The sequence below is a fragment of the Pseudomonas sp. LBUM1649 genome (assembly GCF_059716155.1).
Window position 1 is genome coordinate 3,414,360 of sequence record NZ_CP166807.1, and the last position, 21,300, is coordinate 3,435,659.

A 21,300-nucleotide genomic window follows, 5' to 3' on the forward strand; every position below is an offset into this window, starting at 1 on the left:
TTAAAAAGCCCCGAAAAATGAAAATCAATGCGCACAGGCATGCTTGAGTTCGATCAGGGTCACGCCGTTGCGCTTGAAGCCGTGGCGCAGGTCGGTTTGCAACTCGACCAAACTTTGCGGCTGAGTAACGGTGCAGCCGAATGCACGGCCAAGGGCGGCGAAATCCGGATTGCGCGGTAGTACGCCGATGGGCTCGATGTCCAGTCCGAGCATATCGTCGCGGATCTGCCCCAGCGCGTCGTTGTTCCACAGCAGCACCACCAGCGGGCTGTCCAGTTCCTCGACGGCCGTCGCCAGTTCCTGCGCGGTGTAGAGGAAACCGCCGTCGCCGACCAGCACGAGACCCGGACGTTGCGGCGCACCGAACTTGGCGCCGATCCCGGCCGGCAGACCATAACCCAGGGTGCCGTAGCCGGTCGGGTGCAACCAGCTGCGAATGGCGAGGCTATCGAAGGCGTAGTTGCCGGTGTAGGCAAGTTGGGTCATGTCGGTACTGATGAAGGCGTTTTCTGGTAGCTCCGCGGCAATACGGTCGAGTATCGATTGATGGATGGACTGCAACGGGCCATGGCTGGCCTTGACTGCTTCACGCAATGCGGCAACCGAGGCAATGGCTGCGTGGGCGTCACGCACGTCGGACGGCAGACGCCCAAGTAACCCGCTGAGGGTTTGTTGCGCGTCGCCATGCAATGCCACCGCGCATGGGTAGAAATCATTGAATTTGCGTGGGTCAATATCGACGCGCAGCAGTTCGCCATTGAGCGGCAGGCGTTCGCGCCAGAAATCGGTGTCGGCCATTTCCGTGCCGACCGCCAGCACCACATCGGCCTCGGCGATGAGGTTCCAACCCGGTTCCACACACAGCGAGGAGCCGGCGTTGAGTGGCACATCCGGTGGCAGCAAGCCCTTGCCGGCGACGCTGGTGAACAGCGGCGCAGCGAGTCGTGTGCTGATCTCTTGCAGCTGCGAAGTGGCATTGAGTGCACCGCCACCGGCGATGATCATCGGTCGTTTCGCGCCGTTGAGCTTGGCCACGGCTTGATCGATTGCAGTGGCGGATGCCGGACCACGCCCCGGACGACGCACCACGTCGTTGCTCCAGTCACGCGCCACGGGTGCTGACAGCACGTCCAGCGGCACCGAAATGTGCACCGGGCGTGGACGCTCGCTGTCGAACACCGCGTAGGCACGGGCGATCAGTTCCGGCAGGTCTTCGGCGGTCAGTGCCACTGCGGAGAACGCGGTGATCGGCGCGGTCATTGCCCGTTGATCCTGACATTCGTGCAGGATGCCCCAACCCTTGCCGAGGCTGGAAGTGTGATTGACGCTGGAAATCACCAGCATCGGAATCGAGTCGGCGTAGGCCTGGCCGATGCCGGTAGCGGCGTTGGTCACGCCGGGGCCGGTGATGACAAAGCACACGCCTGGTTTACCGCTGACCCGGGCATAGCCGTCGGCCATGAAACTGGCGCCTTGTTCGTGGCGGGTCAGCACGTGGCGAATGCCGCTGCCGGGCAGGCCGCGATACAGCTCAAGGGTGTGTACGCCGGGAATGCCGAACACGGTATCGACGCCGTAGTTGGCCAGCAGGCGCACCAGCGCCTGGCCACCGGTCAAGGTTTTGTTTTGCATGTTCAGGTCCTCACGCATGAGCGATGCGAATCAACGCATCGACCGCGGTCGTGCCTTGGGCGCCGACCAACAATGGGTTCACATCGAGTTCCAGCAACTGCGCGGCGTTCTCGCAGGCGTAATCGGCCACGGCGCGGATCGCCTTGACCAATGCGTCCAGATCCGCCACCTCGCGTCCGCGGAAACCTTGCAGCAACGCGGCGCTGCGCAGGCTCAGCAAGGCCTGGCGAATCGCTCCGTCGGTGGTCGGAAGCAACAGGCTGCGACTGTCCTTGAGCAACTCCACCAGAATGCCGCCAGCGCCAATCACCAGCGCCAGGGCGAAATCGTTTTCGCGCTTGATGCCGACGATCAGTTCGGCCAGCGGTGGCTTGGCCATGGGTTCCAGCAACAGTTGATCGAACGGCACGCCCGGCGCGTACGCGGCGATGTTCGCGCGCATTTTTTCCAGGGCAGCGGTCAGTGCTGCGCCGTCCTTGAGGTTCAGTGCCACGGCGCCGGCTTCAGTCTTGTGCGGCAGTTGCGCGGTGACGGCTTTGAGTACCAGCGGATAGCCCAGCACTGCGGCGTCCTCCAGCGCTTTGTCTGGCGTACTCAACACGCCGTTGGGGGTCGGCAGGCCAAATGCACGCAAGGCCTGTTTCGAATCCCATTCGTTAAGCAACCGGCCTTCACCTTCAAGCGCTTGCGGGCAGAGCGGCACCAAGGCCGATTCGCCCAGCGCCAACAACGCCTGGCGGTTGCGCTGATAGCCGGCGATGCGGCCCCAGGCAGCCAGGCCGTCTTCGACGCCTTGCAATGCCGCCACACCTTGAGCATGCAACTGCTCACGGGCGTGGGCCGGCAACAGTTCCGGGAACGCCGAAGTGACAAAACCGGTCTTGCCATGACGCACCAGCGCCTTGCAGAAAAGATCGAGCAACAGGTCACATTCCTTGCGCTCGCCGGTGAACTCCGCCGGGTAGTCGAGCACCAGCATCGCCGCATCGGCTTCGGTGCGCAGGGCGCTGTCGAGCATGCGGTTCAAGGCTTCACCGTCGCCCCAGATGGCGGTGGTGAAATCCAGCGGGTTGACCAGGTTGGCGTAGCTCGGCAGCACCTGCGCCAGTTCCGCGGTTTGACCGGCATCGAGTTTCGGCAAACTCAGCTCGTTGCGTTCGGCGTAGTCGGCGATCAAGCCGGCGTCGCCACCCGAGCAGGCCAGCGCGATCAGGCTGTTGCCCGCCGGCAGGTTGCCGCAGGCCGCCGCTTTCAGGGTTTCGACGAAGCTCACCGGGCCGCTGACGCGGATCACGCCGAGGCGATCGAACAGCGCGTCGTATAGCGCATCGGAACCTGACAGCGAACTGGTGTGACTGAGGGCCAGTTCGGCACCGATTTGCGACACGCCGGTTTTCAGGGCAATGACTGGAATGCCCTTCTCCAGCGCCTTGTGTGCGGCGCGGGCGAATCCCGGGACGTTCTTCAGGCCTTCGAGATGCAGGCCGATGGCGGTGACTCGCGGCTCATCGAGCAGCACGTCCATCAGTTCAGCCACCCCCAGTTGCGCCTGATTGCCGACCGAGGCCATGTAGGCCACCGGCAGCGAGCGGTCGCTCATGGACAGGTTGTAGGCGAAGTTGCCGCTCTGGGTCAGCACCGCCACGCCCTTCTCCACCGCTTTACCGCCATGGGCCACCGGCCACAGCGCGCTGCTGTGCAGGTAGTCGAGCAGGCCGTAGCAGTTGGGGCCGAGCAAGGCCATGTCGCCCGCGGCTTCGAGCAATTGCTGTTGCAGAGCCTGGCCTTCGGCGCCGGTTTCGGCGAAACCCGAGGCGTAGCAGATCGCGCCGCCGGTGCCGATGGCGGCCAGTTCAGCGACGCAAGTCAGGGTCAGGTCGCGGTTAGTCGCGATGAACACCGCATCCGGCCCGCACGGCAACTCAGCAACGCTGCGTACGCAAGACACGCCTTCAAGGCTGTCGTGCTGCGGGTTGACCAGCCACATTTGTCCTGGGTAGCCGCCCTCGGCGCAGCGCTTGAGGGCGCGGGCCATGCTGCGCCCGCCGACAAAGGCCACATGCTGTGGTGCGAGCATGCGCTTGAGGTTGTCACGAATCGTCTGGGACATGGGAATTCTCCGGGCCGATCAGCGCAACAGCGGCCGCAGCAGTTCGCGGGAAATGATGTGACGCTGGATTTCCGAGGTGCCTTCCCAGACCCGCTCGATCCGCGCGTTACGCCAGATGCGCTCCACCGGGCTTTCGTCCATCAGGCCCATGCCACCAAAGATCTGCACCGCCTCGTCGGCCGCGCGACCGAGTACTTCACTGGCGAACAGCTTGGCCATGCCGGCCTCGCCGTCGGTCATGGTGCCCTGGTCCATTTTCCACGCGGTGTGCAGGGTCAGCAGTTCGGCGGCGCGGATTTGCGTGGCCATGTCGGCCAGCTTGAACGACACGCCCTGGAAGTTGCCGATGGCCTGGCCGAACTGCTTGCGATCCGCCGCCCATTGCAGCGACACGTCCAGCGCCCGTTGCGCCTGGCCCACACAGTTGGCAGCGACCATCACACGTCCGGCGGTGAGCCAGGCGTTGGCCACGTCCCATCCCTTGCCGACTTCGCCCAGCACTTTATTGGCCGGCACACGGCAGTCGTCAAAGAACATTTCGAAGGTGTGGTAACCCCGGTTGCTCACGCACTTGGGGCCCCGGCGGATGGTCATGCCCGGGGTGTTGCGGTCGACCAGGAACGAGGTCACGGCGTTACGCTTGCGACCGTTGTGTTCGTAGGTGTCGGTGACGGCGAAGACGATGGCGAAATCGGCGTGGCCGGCGTGACTGATGAAGTGCTTGCTGCCGTTGAGCACGAAGTCGTCGCCCTCACGCACGGCGCGGGTCTTGATCGCGTTGGCGTCAGAGCCGGCACCCGGTTCGGTCAGGGCGAAGCAGTCGATTTTCTCGCCCTGGATGCACGGCAACAGGTAGTCGTTGATCTGGTCGCCGGTGCAGGCCATGAGGATTTTCGACGGCCGCGCGACAAACACGTGCAGCGCCCAGGAAACCTTGGACAGCTCACGTTCGATCAGTGCCTGGGACAGGTAGTCCAGACCGCCACCGCCCACCTCTTCGGGCATGTTGAAGGCATAGAAACCGGCGGCGATCGCCTTGCCACGGATCTGTGCGGCCAGTTCCGGGGAGACCTCGTCGGCGCGATCGACCTCGGTTTCATAGGGCAGCAGTTCCTTCTCGACGAAGCTGCGTACCGAGTCCACCAACATTTCTTGTTCTTGGGTCAGTTGGAAATTCATGGGTGCTACCTGTTGTTCGTTAACTGCGAAATGGGCGAGATGCTAAAAGCTTCGCTGGCAAGCCAGCTCCTACCGACCGATAAAGCGTGCCGGGCGTTTTTCCACGGCGGCGCGCAAGGCTTCGTTACCGTCTTCGCTGCGTCCGCACAACAGGCCGGCGGCCAGTTCCGCTTGCAGTTGTTCGGGCAGGCTGCGGTCGGCGCCTTCACGCATGAGTTTTTTGGTCTGGGCAAAGGCAAATGTCGGCCCAGCAGCCAGGCGCGCGGCGAGTTCGCCGGCGACGCTCAACAGTTGATCGTCGGCGCAGACATCACTGACCAGGCCGGCGTCCAGGGCACGGTCGGCGCCCCACAATTCGTCGAGGAACAACAGGCGCTTGGCTTGCTCGGTGCCGATCAACCGTGGCAGGTGCCAACTGGCGCCGGCGTCCGGCGAGTAGGCCATGCTGGTGTAGCCGGCCTTGAACCGAGCCGACTGCCCGGCGATGCGCAGGTCGCAGCACAGGGTCAGGTCCATCCCGGCACCGACGGCGGTGCCGTTGATGGCGGCGATGGTTGGTTTATCCAGGCTGTGCAGGCGAGTCATCAGGGCGTGGGCGGTTTCGGTCCAGCCGTAGGTTTCCAGTGCGCCACGCGCTTCGGCTTCGGCCCATTCAGCCAGGTCGGCGCCGGCGCAAAAGCTGCGACCGCTGCCGGTCAACACCACCACGCGTACGGCTGGATCGGCGTTGAAGGCGCCGAGCAAAGTGTGCAGGTTTTTCAGCGTGGGGATGTCCAGCGCATTGCGCTGGGCCGTGCGATTGAGGGTGATCCAGGCAACGCCGGCTTCGACCTGACTGAGCAGAGAATCGTGAGTAGTCATGCGAGTCCTCGAATTATTGTGATTGGTCTGAGGTGATGCGACTTGAGGCCATACTAAACGAGTGTTCAGTAAGGCGGCAATTGCTGGCGAAATGAGCTGTAACAGACTCTTAATGCATCTAACATGCTGTTTTTGTTGGTTTATTTAGCAATCGCATCGATTAGGCCGATGCCGCTGTTACAACTTCGAACAACTGCCTACATGAACACCAAAAAAACAACCGTGGGAAATTCTATGGTTGGGGGGAGACCTCTGGGCGTGAAGGAAGCCTGGTTTCGCGGATGTACTCGTTCCCCTGTAGGAGCAAAGCTTGCTCGCGATGGAGGTCCGAACGACGCGCTCATTCAGACAGGGCGCGTTATCGTTCACGACCATCGCGAGCAAGCTTTGCTCCTACAGGGGATGTGTTGAATCAGGGATTTATGCGCTCGGCAGGCTCGGCGCCAACACCTCTTCACGCTTGCGATAAATCAGGAAATACGCGCCATAACACAGCGCAATAAATCCAAAACCCCAATACAGCGATGGACGCTGGGTTTCATCCAGTGCCAGGAACACGAACAGCGAGCAGCACAGCGTGATGCACATCAGCGGCAACACCGGGAACCATGGCGCGCGGTATTTGAGGTCGCTGAGTTTGCCGCCGTCACGCAGGTAGGCCTTGCGGAACTTGTACTGCGCCAAGGCGATGACAATCCAGGTCACAGTGCCAGACATCCCGCTCACCGCCATCAACACCATGAACAAGGTGTCGGCCGCGATGAAGCTGGTCATCAGCGACACCAGGGCGAAACACAAGGTGATGCTCAAGGCGCGCAACGGAACGCCACGCTTGCTCAACCGCGCCAGGCTTTTGGGCGCCATGCCGGTTTTCGACATGGCCCACAGGATGCGCGTCGAGGCGTACAGGCCGGAGTTGCCCACCGACAGGATCGCCGTGAGGATCACGAAGTTCATCAGGTCGGCGGCATAGGGAATGCCGACCATGTCGAACACCTGCACGAACGGACTTTCCATCAGCCCCGCCTGCTGCCACGGCACGATGGCCGACAGTACGATGATTGCCAGTACGTAGAAGATCAGCACGCGAAACACCACGTTACGCACGGCGCGGGGAATGCTTTTTTCCGGCTGATCGGTTTCGCCCGCCGCCACACCCATGATCTCGCAGCCCTGGAAGGCGTAGACCACGGTCATCATCACCGCGAACACCGCAGACATGCCGTTGGGGAACAAGGAGTCGCCAATCAGATTGGTCATCATCGGTGCCGGTGCGCCGCTGGTGAGCGGTATTGCGCCGAAGATCACCAGCACCCCCACTACGATGAACCCAAGAATTGCCGCGACCTTGATCCCGGAGAACCAGTACTCCGCCTCACCGAAGGCACGGGTCGCCAGGGCGTTGAGGCCGAACAGCACCACCACGAACAGCGCCGACCAGTACCAGATCGGCACCGCCGGGAACCAGCGCGTCATCAACATGCCCGCCGCGGTGAACTCCAGGCCCACGGTGGTGGCCCAGCTCATCCAGTACACCCAGCCGATCATGAAGCCGGTGGCCGGGCCGATGAATTTGGTCGCGTGGGTCTGGAACGAGCCGGAGACCGGCATCTGCACCGACAATTCGCCCAGGCAGACCATCACCAGGTACATCAGGAAACCGGCGACCAGATAGGCCAGGATCGCCCCCACCGGCCCGCCCTGGTTGATGATCACGCCGGAGCCCATAAAAAGGCCGGTGCCGATGACGCCGCCCAGGGACAGCATGAAAATGTGCCGGCTTTTCAGCGCACGGGTCAGCTGGATGCCTTTACGGTCGATGTTTTCGCTCATGTCGGCACCTCAGCATTCGGAGAGGTGCGCGGCACATGACAGGACGCCATGGTGCAAGACGGGATCAGCTTTACGGCAATTCATTATTATTATCTCCAATAAGCTTCGAAGACCGCGTTGCGGCGGTTGCGTCGATTATTGGAAAGCCATGTAAGGTCGCGTTGTACGTAAAGATCGAAGTTGTAGAAAGTCGTAACAATATTGTACGTCAGCTCTGCAACAGGCCTTTGAGGGTGTGCAACGAACGTTGCAGTTGCGCTTCGACGAGGGGCACCAGCGATCGAATCGCTGATTCGTCGTTGCCCAGCGCCGCTTCTTCCAAGGTCCGTAATACCGCGGCCAATGCACGAAACCCCAGGGAATCGCTGCTGCCGGCCAGGCGGTGCGCCAGTTGTGCAACTTCGGTGCAATCGTCGGCCTCGATGGCTTCGCTCAGTGCCTCACGGTGTTGCAGGATCGAATCACGCAGCACGGTCAGCAGGCCCTGTACTTTCTGTTCGCCGAGCAACGTGCGATGGGTTTGCAGCAACGGCCAGTCCATCGCTTCGTCGTCTGCCAGCGACTGGGCGGTCGTTGCCTGCCCCGCCAGCACCTGTCGCAGGTTTTCCAGTTTCAATGGTTTGGCCAGGATGCCGTCCATACCGGCATCCAGATAACCGCGCACCAACGCCGGTTGCACGCTGGCGGTCAGGGCAAAAATGCGCGTGTGCCGGTTCGGTCCGTCGTTGCTGCGGATCTGTTGGCACAACTGGACACCACTCATCCCCGGCAGATGCACATCCAGCAACATCAAATCGAAGCTCCGCGAAGCGCATTGCACCCATGCCTGTTTAGCATCGATGGCCAGCCAGACTCGATGCCCGTCCCGTTGCAGCAGGCCCTCGGCCACTTCGCGGTTGAGCGCCACGTCCTCGACCACCAGGATGTCCAGCGCCGGGCCCGCCGCATGAGTGGGTGTCGGGGCAACGGCTTCGATGGCCGGCCGCAACGTCAACTCGAACCAGAAACAACTGCCGCGCCCGACTTCGCTGCTGACGCCGATGCAGCCGCCCATCTTCTCCACCAGATGCTTACAGATGGCCAGGCCCAATCCCGTGCCGCCATAGCGCTGCGCGACTTCTTCGCTGGCCTGGGTGAAACGTTCGAAAATCTTCGCCTGCATCGCCGGGGCAATACCGATGCCGTTGTCGGTGACACTCACCCGCAGGCGTTGTCCGTCTTGACCTTGCGCCTGCGCGGGCAACGCCACTTCGACCCTGACGTCGCCGCCTTCAGTGAACTTGATCGCGTTGGCCAACAGGTTACTCAACACCTGGCGCAAGTATTGCTCGGCGCCGTGGTGATGGTCGGCCACCTGTTGATCGACCCGGCAATGGAGGATCGTGTCGTTGTCCAGCGCCTTGGGTTCCAGCAGCGTGAGGACTTCGTCGAGCAACTGGCGAATGGAGAAATTCACCGGTTCCGGGAGGCTGGTACCCTCCTCCAGCTTGGCGAAATACAGCACTTCATTGAGGATGGTCAGCAGCCCCTCGCCGGCGTTGTGCAATGCATCCAGGCGTCTGCTGTCCTGCGGGTCGAGACTGGCACCGCGGAGCAATTCGGCCATGCCAAGAATGCCATTGAGCGGCGTGCGCAGTTCGTGACTCATGGTCGCCAGAAACCGTGATTTGGCGAGGTTGGCCGCTTCGGCTTCATCCTTGGCGCGCATCAGGCTGGCCGTGCGGCGCTCGACCCTGCGCAGCAACTCGTCGCGGTTGCCCTGCAAGGCCAGGCGGTCGGTTTCCCGGCGGTCGATGTCACTGAGGATCGCCCGGCGCATGTCGTCGAGGGCATGGGCCACGGTGTCGATTTCGTCGTTCTGCGCACTGCGCTGCTTGTCCAGGTGCAGCGGCTCGTGCCATTGCCCGGCGGCAATGCGCCGGGCAAATTCGGCCATGACTTTCAGGTGGCGGGTCACCAGCCGATAGAACAGACCCGACAGCGCCACCGCCAGGCCGCAGAAAAACACCGCCATCCACAACAGGTTGGTCAAACCGGTGGCATACAGGCGTTGATACACCGCCCCCAGATCGGTGCTGACCTCCAGTTCGCCGAGATGGCGCAACGGGCCGGATGGCGGTTGGTAATCCAGGGCAAAACGCTCGATGCGCAACGGCCCTGCAGGCGTGGGATTACCTTGCACCAGGTCGAAATCGGGACCGGTCAAATGCACCCTGGCGACGTCGGAGAAGTCCACCAGACCACGCAACTGCACGCTTAACTGTTCCTGATTCAAATCCCAGAGACTGCGCTCCAGACTGGCCAGGTAACCGGCGCGGATCAGCTCCATGCGCGAGTCGATCTCACGCATTTCCCGGCGATACTCGATGTACAGCTGCACGCTGCTGGCAAGCACGGTAAAACACAGGCTGAACAGCAGAATGAACCACAGCAGGCGCCGCAACAGTCCACCGGGACGAGCGCGAATCATGGCGCGTTCGCCGGCAGGTTGATCATGTCGCGGTAGGTCACTTCGCTTTCATTGAGAAGGCGCTCGACATCACCGGCATCCACCATGCGCTGCAACTGTGCATCAATCTGCGGCATGTGCGCGGACAACGGCGAGCGGCGGGAAACAGCAACCCGCAAAAAGTCCACGCTCAGGGCCTTGGGCAAGGCCACGATGTCTTGGGCGCCGGGCAGGTTTTCCACGTACAGCTCGCCGGTGCGGCGCTCCTGGGTGATGAAATCGATGCGCCCGCGAATCAGCTTGCCGAAGTTCTGCCGGCTATCAGAGACCCATTCGATGTTGTTGTTCTGCGCGACCATGCGATCGAACGCCACGCCGTAGCTTTCACCGAACAGCAAGCCGCCACGGTAATGGGCCAGATCCTGCAATTGTTCGAACTTCACCGGACGCCGGCGATTGATGAACAACGCCACCTCTTCGCGCAGCACAGGCACGGTGGAAAACAGCATGCTCTGTTCCCGTTGCGCGGTGCTGTAGGCCAGCACCACGTCGACCCGGCCTTCGGCAGCGTCCAGCAGACAGCGTTTCCAGTTACCCAACACCACGATCTCGACCTCGTAGCCGAGCTGGCCGAACAACTGCTTGACCACGCTCGGTGCCAGGCCACGGACCTGTTTACCGTCGCTCCAGGAGATTGGCGGGTACACCGGGTAATCGCAATAGCGGATTGTTTGCGCTGCCTGCACGGTGCCCGTCAACAACCCCAGAACCAGCACCAGCACCAGCACCGCCCAGAGCAGCCGCCCCACCGTCACGCCGCCAGGCTGGCAGTGAACAGGTAGCCGGCGCCGTGGATGGTGATGATCAGTTGCGGCTCGGCGGGATCGTCGTGCAACTTGCGGCGCAAGCGTCCGACCAGCACGTCGATCGAACGGTCGTTGGGCACCCACTCGCGGTTGCGGATCTGGTCCATCAATTGGTCGCGGCTGAGGGTGTGGCCGCTGTTGCGCAAAAATACGCTGAGCAACTGGTACTCGCCGTGGGTCAGCAACGTCTCACTGCCGGCCGGGTCGATCAAACGCCGGCGGTCGGTGTCCAGCGACCAGTCGGCGAACTGTTTGACCGGTTTGGCGACGGCGGCAACCGGTTGTGGCGTCTGCGCATGGCGTACCCGGCGTATCAGGTTTTTTGCCCGCGACACCAGTTCCCGCGGATTGAGGGGCTTGATCACGTAGTCATCGGCTCCGCATTCGAGGCCGACGATGCGGTCGATTTCGTCATTGCGCCCGGTGATCAGGATGATCCCGACTTCCGATCGCACCCGCAGTTCGCGGGTCAGGGTCAGGCCGTCCTTGCCCGGCAGGCGGATATCGAGCATGACCAGGTCGACGGCCTGGCTGGCCAGGAAGGTTTCGGCCAGTTCCGCCGTGGCGGCGCAATGCACGTCGTAGCCTTCCTGGGACAGGTAGGCATGCAACAGTTCGCGAATCAGCGGATCGTCATCGACGATCAGTACCCGAGGAGTCATTGCTGGGTGTCCTGCTTGTTTCTTATTAGAGGGCCTGCATCAGCGGCCGAGAGTAGCCACTGTTGAACGTGTGATCAACAGCTGCTCGTCTGCGCGCAAAACCGCTGTCGGCCACCGGCCTGTAAACCGTCGACCCAGGCCTCGCAAATCTGTATGCCCTGCTCAGGGGTAAAGGTCCCGGGATTGAGCCCCGACTCCAGCCACAGGCCATCGAGCAGCGCGCTGAGGCTGATCGCCGCAAGGTCGGCATCAAAGTGTTCCCAGCCCTCCTCCTGCGCCAACTCCCTGAGCACCTTGCCCAGGATCGCGCGGTACTCGCCATAGGAATGCTCGTGGGCCTGATTGATCGCCTCGGCGGTTTTCACCGCGCCCCAGAAAGCCAGCCAGGCGTCGATCAGTTGTGGGTCGAGCAGTTCGGCGGAAAACGAACCGCGGAAAAACGCCGACAGACGCTCACGGGCATTCGGTGCCGCTTGCTCCATGGCGTCGCGCAGCAACGTCATGACACGCCCGGTGATCGCCATGTACGCCTCGGCCACCAGTTCGTCCTTGCCCGAATAGTGATGGCTGATCAGCCCCACCGAAACACCCGCCTCGGCGGAAATCTTGCGGATCGACGCACCCTGGAAACCATGGCGCTTGAGGCACACCAGCGTCGCCTCGATCAGATTGGCCTTGCGCAACTCCGGTTCCATGCGGGAAAAACGGGCTTCCTGATTCATGGCGACATGCTCCTGGGTTCAATCATTGGGGCTCGCGTTTAGCAACGAGCTGAACGACTGTACAACAAGAATGTACCCGCCTGAAAGACCGCCTTCGCGAGCAGGCTCGCTCCCACAGGTTTCGTGTCATGCCCGATATTTGCCAACGACTCGATCAATTGTGGGAGCGAGCCTGCTCGCGAAGGCGTCAGCCCATTCAACACAGAATCCGATCAGTCCCGATACCCCGGCGCCACTCGATCCAACAACCGCAACAACGCCGCCCAGGCCAATTGCATGGCATCAGGGTCGCTCAACTCGCCTTCATCCAGAGGCCGCCCCGGATCATTGAACTGGCGCTCGGTATGCGCACAAACCTCGTCCGGCGGCAACACCAACTCCCCGGCCGCTTGCGCGGCCAGCTGGGTTTCGCAGGCCTTTTCCAGGTAATACATGCGCAAAAATGCCTGGCTCACGGTTTCGCCGACGGTCAGCAGGCCATGGTTGCGCAGCATCAGCACCGGCTTGTCGCCCATGTCGGCCACCAGCCGTTGTTGCTCGCTCATGTCCAGGGCCACGCCTTCATAGTCGTGGTAGGCAACGCGGCCGTAGAACTCCATGGAAATCTGATTCACCGGCAACAACCCGCACTTCAATGCAGCCACCGCACAACCGGATCGGGTATGGGTGTGCAGCACGCATTGCGCGTCTTCGCGGGCGCCGTGAATGGCGCGGTGAATCACGAACCCGGCGGGATTCACCGGGTACGGCGACGGTTCGCCCCAGGAACGGGCTCGACACGAAACTACTCAAGGCACAGTAAAGAAACAAGTTGATTTTTTACTTAAGGTAAATTTATATAGGGCAATAATAACAACGCCGAAAACCTGCTGCCTCTGTAGGAGCGAGCATGCTCGCGATGTACGTTAACGATAACGCGTGTTGTCTGGATGAACGCGTCGCCCTCAGGACCATCGCGAGCATGCTCGCTCCTACAGATCAGCCTGCCTGGAGTATCCGCACCATGCCGAGCCCGACCCCAGCTTTTGCACACCTGTTCGAACCCTTGCAGATCCGTGGCAAGCGCCTGAAAAACCGCATCATGTCCAGCGGTCACGACACCTCCATGCCCACCGACAACCTGGTCAACGAGCAACTGATCGCCTATCACCGGGCACGTGCCGAAGGCGGTGCCGGGCTGATCGTGCTGCAGGTGGCCGGGGTGCATGACAGTGCGCGGTACACCTCCCACGTGCTGATGGCCACCGATGATGAATGCATCGAGGGTTACCGCAAACTGGCGCAAACCTGCCATGCCCACGGCACCGTGGTGCTGTCGCAGGTGTTCCATCCCGGGCGGGAAATCATGGAGTCCAGCGATGGCCTGCTCGCCGTGGCCTACTCGGCGTCGGCGGTGCCTAACGAGCGTTTCCGGGTGATGCCACGGGCGCTGGACCTGGCGATGATCGACGAGATTGTCGCCGGTTACGCGGCGGCGGCCCGACGCCTGCATCAGGCCGGAATCGATGGCGTCGAAGTGGTCGCCAGTCACGGTTACCTGCCGGCGCAGTTCATCAACCCGCGAGTCAACCGTCGCACCGACGGCTACAACGGTGAACTGGAACAGCGCCTGCGTTTCCTGCGGGAAGTCATCGCCGCCATCCGGGCTGCGACCGATGAGCAATTCATCATCGGTTTGCGCATCAGCGCCGATGAACGCGATCCCGAGGGGCTGACCGAAGTCGAGTCCCTGGCTGCCGTGCAATCGCTGCAACCGCAACTGGATTACGTACACATCGTCGCCGGCACCTCGGCATCGCTCGGGGGGGCCGTGCACATCGTGCCGCCGATGGCGATCGAAGCGGCATACCTGGCCAAGGAGGCCGGCACCTTCAAGGCTGGCTTGAACATTCCATTGTTCGTCACCGGGCGCATCAACCAGCCCCAGGAAGCCGATTTGATTCTGGCTCGTGGCCAGGCTGATGTGTGCGGCATGACCCGGGCGTTGATCTGCGATCCGCAGATGCCCAACAAGACCGAGGTCGGCCGCGTCGAAGATGTGCGTGCGTGCATTGCCTGCAATCAGGCGTGCATCGGGCACTTCCACAAGGGCTTGCCGATTTCCTGCATCCAGCACCCGGAAACCGGACGAGAATTGATTTTTGGCCAGCGCCAACCGACTGCAAAACGCAAACGCATCATGATTGCCGGCGGTGGCCCGGCCGGAATGAAAGCCGCTGCCGTGGCCGCCCAGCGCGGGCATGAGGTGACACTGTACGAAGCCAGCGCGCAACTGGGCGGCCAGGTGTTGCTGGCGCAGCTCTTGCCAAGGCGCAGCGAATTCGGCGGTGCCAGCACCAACCTGCAACGGGAAATGCAATTGGCCGGCGTGCGTGTGGTGCGCAACACCCGGGTCGACCGCGCACTGGTGGAGCAGGAAAAACCGGACATGGTGATCGTCGCCACGGGTGCCGAACCCTATTGGCCGCCCTTCGAACGCGGTGGCCAATTGCAGGTGGTGGATGCCTGGCAAGTGCTGCGTGACGAGGTACAAATCGGCCGTTCGGTGGTGGTGGTCGACTGGCGCTGCGACTGGATCGGCCCCGGCATTGCCGAACGCCTGACCCGTGCCGGGCATCAAGTGCAACTGGCAGTCAACGGCACCCATTGCGGGGAAAACCTGCCGCTGTACGTGCGCGATCAACTGGCCGGCGAGCTGCACAAACTCGCCATTGCCATCACCCCCTACGCTCGGTTGTATGGTTGCGACGACAACACGGTCTACTTGCAACACACCGCCAGCGGCGAACCGATGCTGATGGAGAATATCGATACGCTGGTGCTGTGCCAGGGCCATCAGCCGGTGGATACCCTCGGCGCAGAATTGCAAGGCCTGGTGGAATTTCGCCGCATCGGCGACTGCCTGGCGCCGCGTACCGCCGAAGAAGCGATTTATGAAGGTTTGAAAGTCGCGTGGGAGCTTTAAGGCTGTTTATACTCCGGGGCTTTGGTGGCTAACACCTACCTGCTCGCGATGGTCGCGAACGATGACGCGTGATGTCTGTTTCAACGCGGCGTTTCCGAGTCCATCGCGAGCATGCTCGCTCCTACAGGGTTCGGAATTTTCCATGAGCAATAACAGCAAGACCCAGGCCGAACCGCACTTTCTCGGCACGCGGATTCGCGGCCTGCGCAAACGCCGGGGCATGACCTTGGCGGAACTGGCGCAGCAGAGCGACCTGACCGCCGGCTACATCAGCCAGCTGGAACGCAACCTCGCCTATCCGTCGATCCCGGCGTTGTTCAACATTGCCCGCAGTCTCGGCGTGACTATCCAATGGTTTTTCGCCAGCGAGGCGATAACCGATCCTGAAGACGACGGTATTGTGGTGCGCAAGCACAGCCGCCTGAACGTGCATTACGAAGACGGCATCGTCGACCAGTTGTTGACCCCGCAAGCCAACCGCCAGCTGGAAATGCTCCACTCGCGTTTCCCGCCGGGCACCTACAGCCAGCAAAGCTACAGCCACGACGGCGAAGAAGCCGGCTATCTGCTGTCGGGCAGCTTCGAGTTATGGGTCGGCGAGCGCTATTTTCAACTCAATGAAGGTGACAGCTTCAGTTTCTCCAGCCAGGAACCGCACCGCTACGGCAATCCCGGTGAGGTGGACGCGGTGGTGATCTGGGTGATTACCCCGCCGACCTTCTAACGCCGGCCGCGGCCGATTGTCTGAACGACACTTGCACGCTTGAGGGTGTCGCTCGGCAGTTCCTTGAACAGCGCGCGATAGCTGCTGGAAAACCGTCCCAGATGCCAGAACGACCAATGCATCGCCACTTCGGCCACGGTGGTTTGCGTCGGCGTGCGGCTGAGCAGTTCGCGGCGGGCGCTGTTCAGGCGGCGCAGGCGCAGCCATTGGGTCGGCGCCATGCCGGTGAAGGTCTTGAATGCGTGCTGCAGCTGGCGCAGCGAAACCCCGGCGACCTGGGATAACGCCAGCAGGTTGAGGTGTTCTTCCGGGCTATCCGCCGCCCATTCCCCTACCCGTTTCATGATCGCCCGCTCCCCGGCCCGGCGCTGCAGTGCACCCTGGTCGAGGCAGACACAGGCGTTGTCGAGGATGAACAGACAGTCGTCCAGCAACTGCTGGGTCAAGGCTTCGCGGCTTGGTGGATCGTAGGTCTGCGACAGCTGGGTCAGGGTTGCGCTGAGCCAGCGACTGAACAACGCATTTTGCTGCGAACTGAGCGGCGCCATGAACAGCCCCTCCAGCCGCGCGACATCCAGGGCATGGCGCTGGACAAACTCCGGGCCGAACACCACGGCGATTTCCTGGTAGTTCTCCGGGGTGATCCAGATGTTGCGGCTTTCGCCGTTCAACACGTACAGCGCGTTGTCGCTGCGGTCGAAACAGAACGCCAGCGAGCCTTGTGGCGCGCTGAAATTCTGCTCGACCCGGGTGTTCATGTGCTCCTCGTAAATCTCTACGCCCTGCAGATCCAGGTAGCGCACCAAGCCTGCGAAATGCCCAGGTGACATCTGTTGGTAATGCTGGACCCAGCCCGGTGTAGCACGAATTTGCTCGGCGATATCAAAGGTACTGAATGCTTGGACCTGTAACAGGTTGCACGTTTTCATGGGTGACCTTACGCACTCTTTTGGTGCGCTTTGTGCCGCTTAAAGTGGATAGATGGAACCGCAAGGCTCGCCCAAGATAGACGTCAACGCGCTACAGGGGAAGTGTCCGACAGATGAAACCGGCCTCCCCTGGCGTTAATAAAACCAATAACGAGGTCTTTATGAATGTCCCTTTCGATCAGCTGTTCACTTGGCTGAAAGATCACAAGATTACCGAAGTCGAGTGCGTCGTCAGCGATCTGACTGGCATTGCACGCGGCAAAATCGCACCCACCAACAAGTTCCTGCATGAGCGAGGCATGCGCCTGCCGGAAAGTGTGCTGTTGCAAACGGTAACCGGGGACTTTGTCGACGACGACATCTACTACGAACTGCTTGATCCGGCCGATATCGACATGGTCTGCAAGCCGGTGCCCGATGCGGTGTACGTCGTGCCTTGGGCGATCGAGCCGACCGCCATCGTGATTCACGACACCTTCGACAAGTTCGGCAACCCGATCGAATTGTCGCCGCGCAACGTGCTCAAGAAAGTCCTGCAGCTGTACACAGACAAAGGCTGGCGGCCGATTGTCGCGCCGGAAATGGAGTTTTACCTGACCCAGCGTTGCGAAGACCCGGACTTGCCACTCAAAGCCCCGATGGGCCGCTCCGGCCGCGCCGAAAGCGGTCGCCAGTCGTTCTCCATCGACGCCGCCAACGAATTCGACCCGCTGTTCGAAGACGTCTACGACTGGTGCGAACTCCAAGGCCTGGACCTCGACACGCTGATCCACGAAGACGGCCCGGCGCAGATGGAAATCAATTTCCGCCACGGCGATGCCCTGGACCTGGCCGATCAGATCACCGTGTTCAAGCGCACCATGCGCGAGGCAGCGCTCAAGCACAATGTCGCGGCGACCTTCATGGCCAAGCCGGTCGGCGATGAGCCGGGCAGCGCCATGCATATCCACCAGAGCGTGGTGGACATTGCCACCGGCCAGCCGATCTTCGCCGACGCCGACGGCAACATGAGCGAGTTGTTCCTGCACCACATCGGTGGCTTGCAAAAGTACATCCCCAAAGTGCTGCCGATGTTCGCGCCGAACGTCAACTCGTTCCGCCGCTTCCTGCCGGACACTTCGGCACCGGTGAACGTCGAATGGGGCGAAGAAAACCGTACCGTCGGCCTGCGCGTGCCGACCTCAAGTCCCGACGCCATGCGCGTGGAAAACCGCTTGCCGGGGGCCGATGCCAACCCTTACCTGGCCATCGCCGCCAGCCTGCTGTGTGGTTACCTGGGCATGGTCGAGCGCATTGAACCCAGCGCCGCGGTGCAGGGCCGGGCCTATGAACGGCGCAACCTGCGCCTGCCGATCACCATCGAAGATGCGCTGACGCAGATGGAAGAATGCGCAACCGTCAGCCGCTACCTGGGCGACAAGTTCGTGCGTGGCTACGTCGCGGTCAAGCGCGCCGAGCATGAGAACTTCAAGCGCGTGATCAGTTCGTGGGAGCGCGAGTTCCTGTTGCTCAGCGTCTAACAGCGAGTCAACACAAAACCTGTGGCGAGGGGATTTATCCCCGTTGGGCTGCGAAGCAGCCCCCTGCATTCCTCCTGACAAATTGAGTGGGCTGGATTGCGACTGCTCCGCAGCCCAACGGGGATAAATCCCCTCGCCACAATGAATCGAAGAATCACCTGAAAAATCCAATAATTCGAAGAGGTGTCGATATGCATCTATTGAAATCCGTGGTGCCGGTCGCGCTGGCAGTCCTGTTCAGCGCCGTTGCCCAGGCGCAGCCACAGGTCAGTGTCTACAACTGGACCGATTACATCGGCGAGACCACCCTCGCCGACTTCCAGGCCAAAACCGGGATCAAGGTGATCTACGACGTTTTCGACTCCAATGAAACCCTGGAAGGCAAACTGCTCGCCGGGCGTACCGGGTATGACGTGGTCGTGCCGTCCAACCACTTCCTTGCCCGCCAGGTGAAGGCCGGCGCGTTCCTGAAGCTGGACCGCGAGCAACTGCCGAACTTCAAGAACCTCGACCCGAAACTGCTGGCCTTGCTGGAGAAAAACGATCCGGGTAATACGCACTCGGTGCCGTACCTGTGGGGCACCAATGGCATCGGCTACAACGTCGACAAGGTCAAGCAGGTGCTGGGCGTCGACCGCATCGATTCCTGGGCCGTGCTGTTCGAGCCAGAAAACATCAAGAAGCTTAGCCAGTGTGGCGTATCGATGATGGACTCGGCGGATGAAGTGTTCCCCGCAGTGCTCAACTACATGGGCCTGGACCCGCGCAGCGAGAACCCTGAAGACTTCAAGAAAGCCGAAGCCAAGCTGCTTAGCATCCGTCCGTACATCACTTATTTCCACTCGTCCAAGTATGTCTCGGACCTGGCCAACGGCGACATCTGCGTGGCGTTCGGTTACTCCGGTGATGTGTTCCAGGCCGCCAACCGCGCCAAGGAAGCCAAGAACGGCGTGAACATCGCCTACGCCATTCCCAAGGAAGGCAGCAACCTGTGGTTCGACCTGCTGGCCATCCCCGCCGACGCCAGCAACCCCAAAGACGCCCATGCCTTCATCAATTACCTGCTCGACCCGCAAGTGATCGCCAAGGTCAGTGCCTCGGTCGGCTATGCCAACCCGAACCCGGCCGCCAAGCAGTACATGGACCCTACACTTGTGAACAACCCTGAGGTTTACCCGCCTCAGGAAGTGCTCGACAAACTCTACATCTCCACCACGCCGCCGCAGTCGATCATGCGCCTGATGACCCGTTCGTGGAGCAAAGTGAAGTCCAACAAATGAACCAGTACTCACAGGAACATACTCGCTCGTATTACGCCGCTTCGGCCCATGGCATGGCGCAGTTTCCTCAGCTGACTTCTGACCTTGTGGCCGACGTTTGTGTGATTGGTGGTGGTTTCACCGGTATCAACACGGCCATCGAACTGGCCCAGCGCGGGCTCTCGGTGATTCTGCTGGAAGGCCGGCGGATCGGCTGGGGTGCCAGCGGGCGCAACGGGGGGCAGTTGATTCGCGGCATTGGCCATGACGTCAGCGGTTTCGCCAAACATATCGGCGCCGAAGGCGTACGTTATCTGGAGCGCGCCGGTATCGAATCGGTCGAGCTTGTGGGCCAGCGCATCCGCGAACACGGCATCGATTGCGACCTGCGCTGGGGCTTTTGCGAATTGGCCAACACCCCGGCGCAGTTTGCCGGATTGAAGGCCGAACACGCGCAGCTAAAGGAATCGGGTTATGCCCATGAAACCCGCCTGATCGAACCCGGACAGATCCGTGAACAGGTGGTTAACTCCGGCGTGTATGCCGGGGGATTGGTGGACATGGGTTCCGGTCACTTGCATCCGCTGAACCTGGTCCTTGGCGAAGCTAAACTCGCGCAGTCCCTCGGCGTGCAGATCTTCGAACAGAGCACGGTGCTGGAGTTGATCCATGGCGACACCGTGCAGGTTCGTTGTGCCGGCGGCACGGTTCGCGCTGGCAGCCTGGTACTCGCCTGTAACGCCCACCTGGAAGAACTCGAACCGAAACTTAGCGGCAAGGTGCTCCCGGCCGGCAGCTACATCATCGCCACCGAACCATTGTCGGCGGAGGTTGCCGCGCAGCTGATCCCGCACAACCTGGCGCTGTGCGACCAGAAAGTCGGCCTGGATTACTACCGGCTCTCGGCGGACCGGCGCCTGTTGTTCGGCGGAGCCTGCCATTACTCCGGGCGCGATCCACGGGACATCACGGCCTACATGCGCCCGCAGATGCTCAAGGTCTTCCCGCAGTTGGCAAATGTGCGAATTGACTATCAATGGGGCGGCAAGATCGGCATCACGGCCAATCGATTCCCCCAGGTCGGGCGCCTGAGCCAACACCCGAACGTGTTCTACGCCCAAGGTTACTCCGGCCATGGCCTCAACGTGACCCACTGGTGCGCGAAACTGCTGGGCGAAGCGATCCAGGCCGGACACAGCCAGGGTTTCGACGTGTTCAGCGCCGTACCACACATGACCTTCCCCGGCGGCCGCGCCCTGCGCTCGCCACTGCTCGCGCTCGGCATGCTCTGGTACCGGATGCGCGAAGTGCTCGGCTAACCCCTGTGCCCCTCTTGCACGTGCACGGCGCGCGGCGGGACCTGTAGGAGCGAGCATGCTCGCGATGGTCCTTAACGATAACGCGGGCATCCAGACAGCCCTCGTCATCGTTGACGACCATCGCGAGCATGCTCGCTCCTACAGTAGATCGGGTACAGCCGCGAGAGATTGGTCGGCTGTCAGGCCGACATCACTACGATGCGGCGACCCGACATGCCTTATTTCGATTTGCTCAATTGCGAGTCACTTCTATATTGAGGGAGTGCTCTG

Annotated in this window: 15 protein-coding genes and 1 pseudogene; 5 read left to right on the top strand and 11 right to left on the bottom strand. The window is 61.6% G+C overall.

Going from position 1 to position 21,300, the window contains the following annotated elements; genetic code table 11:
• Positions 1-24: 24 nt before the first annotated feature.
• The 10 genes and pseudogenes from ACA058_RS15815 to ACA058_RS15860 form a co-directional block, all read right to left on the bottom strand.
• Positions 25-1,632, bottom strand: coding sequence for a 5-guanidino-2-oxopentanoate decarboxylase (locus tag ACA058_RS15815; RefSeq protein WP_497634833.1), 1,608 nt, complete (start codon positions 1,630-1,632; stop codon positions 25-27).
• A 10-nt stretch (positions 1,633-1,642) separates the two neighbouring features.
• Positions 1,643-3,742, bottom strand: coding sequence for an acetate--CoA ligase family protein (locus ACA058_RS15820; protein ID WP_497634834.1), 2,100 nt, complete (start codon positions 3,740-3,742; stop codon positions 1,643-1,645).
• 18 nt (positions 3,743-3,760) lie between these two features.
• Entirely contained in the window at positions 3,761-4,921 is a 1,161-nt protein-coding gene (locus ACA058_RS15825) for an acyl-CoA dehydrogenase family protein (protein ID WP_497634835.1), read from the bottom strand.
• 69 nt (positions 4,922-4,990) lie between these two features.
• A complete protein-coding gene (locus tag ACA058_RS15830) occupies positions 4,991-5,782 on the bottom strand; it encodes an enoyl-CoA hydratase/isomerase family protein (protein ID WP_497634836.1) in 792 nt (263 codons plus the stop codon).
• 420 nt (positions 5,783-6,202) lie between these two features.
• Positions 6,203-7,615 carry an amino acid permease gene (locus ACA058_RS15835; RefSeq protein ID WP_497634837.1) on the bottom strand — a complete coding sequence of 471 codons (1,413 nt, stop codon included), beginning with the start codon at positions 7,613-7,615 and terminating at the stop codon, positions 6,203-6,205.
• Between the two features lie 208 nt (positions 7,616-7,823).
• Positions 7,824-10,085: an ATP-binding protein gene (locus tag ACA058_RS15840; protein WP_497634838.1), complete on the bottom strand. Its 2,262-nt coding sequence runs from the start codon at positions 10,083-10,085 to the stop codon at positions 7,824-7,826.
• The gene (locus ACA058_RS15845) at positions 10,082-10,864 is read right to left on the bottom strand and encodes a substrate-binding periplasmic protein (protein WP_497639943.1); all 783 of its coding nucleotides are present in this window, start codon (positions 10,862-10,864) and stop codon (positions 10,082-10,084) included. Before ACA058_RS15845 ends, ACA058_RS15840 begins: the two co-directional genes overlap by 4 nt.
• 11 nt (positions 10,865-10,875) lie before the next feature.
• Positions 10,876-11,592, bottom strand: a complete 717-nt coding sequence (locus ACA058_RS15850) for a response regulator (RefSeq protein ID WP_497634840.1) — start codon at positions 11,590-11,592, stop codon at positions 10,876-10,878.
• A gap of 74 nt (positions 11,593-11,666) precedes the next feature.
• A complete protein-coding gene (locus ACA058_RS15855; protein WP_497634841.1) occupies positions 11,667-12,314 on the bottom strand; it encodes a TetR family transcriptional regulator C-terminal domain-containing protein in 648 nt (215 codons plus the stop codon).
• Positions 12,315-12,526: 212 nt separating this feature from the next.
• Positions 12,527-13,072 (bottom strand): annotated as a pseudogene (locus tag ACA058_RS15860) (class II aldolase/adducin family protein); the annotation flags it as partial.
• 245 nt (positions 13,073-13,317) lie between these two features.
• On the opposite strand from ACA058_RS15860, the gene ACA058_RS15865 reads away from it, so the two are divergent.
• Both ACA058_RS15865 and ACA058_RS15870 read left to right on the top strand, forming a co-directional pair.
• A complete protein-coding gene (locus ACA058_RS15865) occupies positions 13,318-15,279 on the top strand; it encodes an oxidoreductase (protein ID WP_497639944.1) in 1,962 nt (653 codons plus the stop codon).
• Positions 15,280-15,421: 142 nt separating this feature from the next.
• The gene (locus tag ACA058_RS15870; RefSeq protein WP_497634842.1) at positions 15,422-16,003 is read left to right on the top strand and encodes a cupin domain-containing protein; all 582 of its coding nucleotides are present in this window, start codon (positions 15,422-15,424) and stop codon (positions 16,001-16,003) included.
• On the opposite strand, the gene ACA058_RS15875 is transcribed toward ACA058_RS15870, so the two are convergent.
• The gene (locus ACA058_RS15875) at positions 16,000-16,932 is read right to left on the bottom strand and encodes a helix-turn-helix domain-containing protein (protein ID WP_497634843.1); all 933 of its coding nucleotides are present in this window, start codon (positions 16,930-16,932) and stop codon (positions 16,000-16,002) included. The two genes, ACA058_RS15870 and ACA058_RS15875, sit on opposite strands and share 4 nt — an antisense overlap.
• Before the next feature lie 161 nt (positions 16,933-17,093).
• Here ACA058_RS15875 and ACA058_RS15880 point away from each other — a divergent pair, with 161 nt between their 5' ends.
• From ACA058_RS15880 to ACA058_RS15890, 3 genes are all read left to right on the top strand, one after another.
• A complete protein-coding gene (locus ACA058_RS15880; protein WP_497634845.1) occupies positions 17,094-18,452 on the top strand; it encodes a glutamine synthetase family protein in 1,359 nt (452 codons plus the stop codon).
• A 191-nt stretch (positions 18,453-18,643) separates the two neighbouring features.
• Positions 18,644-19,732, top strand: a complete 1,089-nt coding sequence (locus tag ACA058_RS15885; protein ID WP_497634847.1) for a polyamine ABC transporter substrate-binding protein — start codon at positions 18,644-18,646, stop codon at positions 19,730-19,732.
• Positions 19,729-21,030 carry an NAD(P)/FAD-dependent oxidoreductase gene (locus tag ACA058_RS15890; RefSeq protein ID WP_497634848.1) on the top strand — a complete coding sequence of 434 codons (1,302 nt, stop codon included), beginning with the start codon at positions 19,729-19,731 and terminating at the stop codon, positions 21,028-21,030. Before ACA058_RS15885 ends, ACA058_RS15890 begins: the two co-directional genes overlap by 4 nt.
• Positions 21,031-21,300 lie beyond the last annotated feature (270 nt).

What these genes read in the sequence shown, in the direction of transcription:
- ACA058_RS15890 (WP_497634848.1), top strand. Translation starts at nt 19,729, where the DNA reads ATGAACCAGTACTCACAGGAACATACTCGCTCGTATTACGCCGCTTCG.
- ACA058_RS15850 (WP_497634840.1), bottom strand. Translation starts at nt 11,592, where the DNA reads ATGACTCCTCGGGTACTGATCGTCGATGACGATCCGCTGATTCGCGAA.
- ACA058_RS15885 (WP_497634847.1), top strand. Translation starts at nt 18,644, where the DNA reads ATGCATCTATTGAAATCCGTGGTGCCGGTCGCGCTGGCAGTCCTGTTC.
- ACA058_RS15835 (WP_497634837.1), bottom strand. Translation starts at nt 7,615, where the DNA reads ATGAGCGAAAACATCGACCGTAAAGGCATCCAGCTGACCCGTGCGCTG.
- ACA058_RS15880 (WP_497634845.1), top strand. Translation starts at nt 17,094, where the DNA reads ATGAATGTCCCTTTCGATCAGCTGTTCACTTGGCTGAAAGATCACAAG.
- ACA058_RS15825 (WP_497634835.1), bottom strand. Translation starts at nt 4,921, where the DNA reads ATGAATTTCCAACTGACCCAAGAACAAGAAATGTTGGTGGACTCGGTA.
- ACA058_RS15820 (WP_497634834.1), bottom strand. Translation starts at nt 3,742, where the DNA reads ATGTCCCAGACGATTCGTGACAACCTCAAGCGCATGCTCGCACCACAG.
- ACA058_RS15875 (WP_497634843.1), bottom strand. Translation starts at nt 16,932, where the DNA reads ATGAAAACGTGCAACCTGTTACAGGTCCAAGCATTCAGTACCTTTGAT.
- ACA058_RS15840 (WP_497634838.1), bottom strand. Translation starts at nt 10,085, where the DNA reads ATGATTCGCGCTCGTCCCGGTGGACTGTTGCGGCGCCTGCTGTGGTTC.
- ACA058_RS15870 (WP_497634842.1), top strand. Translation starts at nt 15,422, where the DNA reads ATGAGCAATAACAGCAAGACCCAGGCCGAACCGCACTTTCTCGGCACG.
- ACA058_RS15815 (WP_497634833.1), bottom strand. Translation starts at nt 1,632, where the DNA reads ATGCAAAACAAAACCTTGACCGGTGGCCAGGCGCTGGTGCGCCTGCTG.
- ACA058_RS15830 (WP_497634836.1), bottom strand. Translation starts at nt 5,782, where the DNA reads ATGACTACTCACGATTCTCTGCTCAGTCAGGTCGAAGCCGGCGTTGCC.
- ACA058_RS15865 (WP_497639944.1), top strand. Translation starts at nt 13,318, where the DNA reads ATGCCGAGCCCGACCCCAGCTTTTGCACACCTGTTCGAACCCTTGCAG.
- ACA058_RS15855 (WP_497634841.1), bottom strand. Translation starts at nt 12,314, where the DNA reads ATGAATCAGGAAGCCCGTTTTTCCCGCATGGAACCGGAGTTGCGCAAG.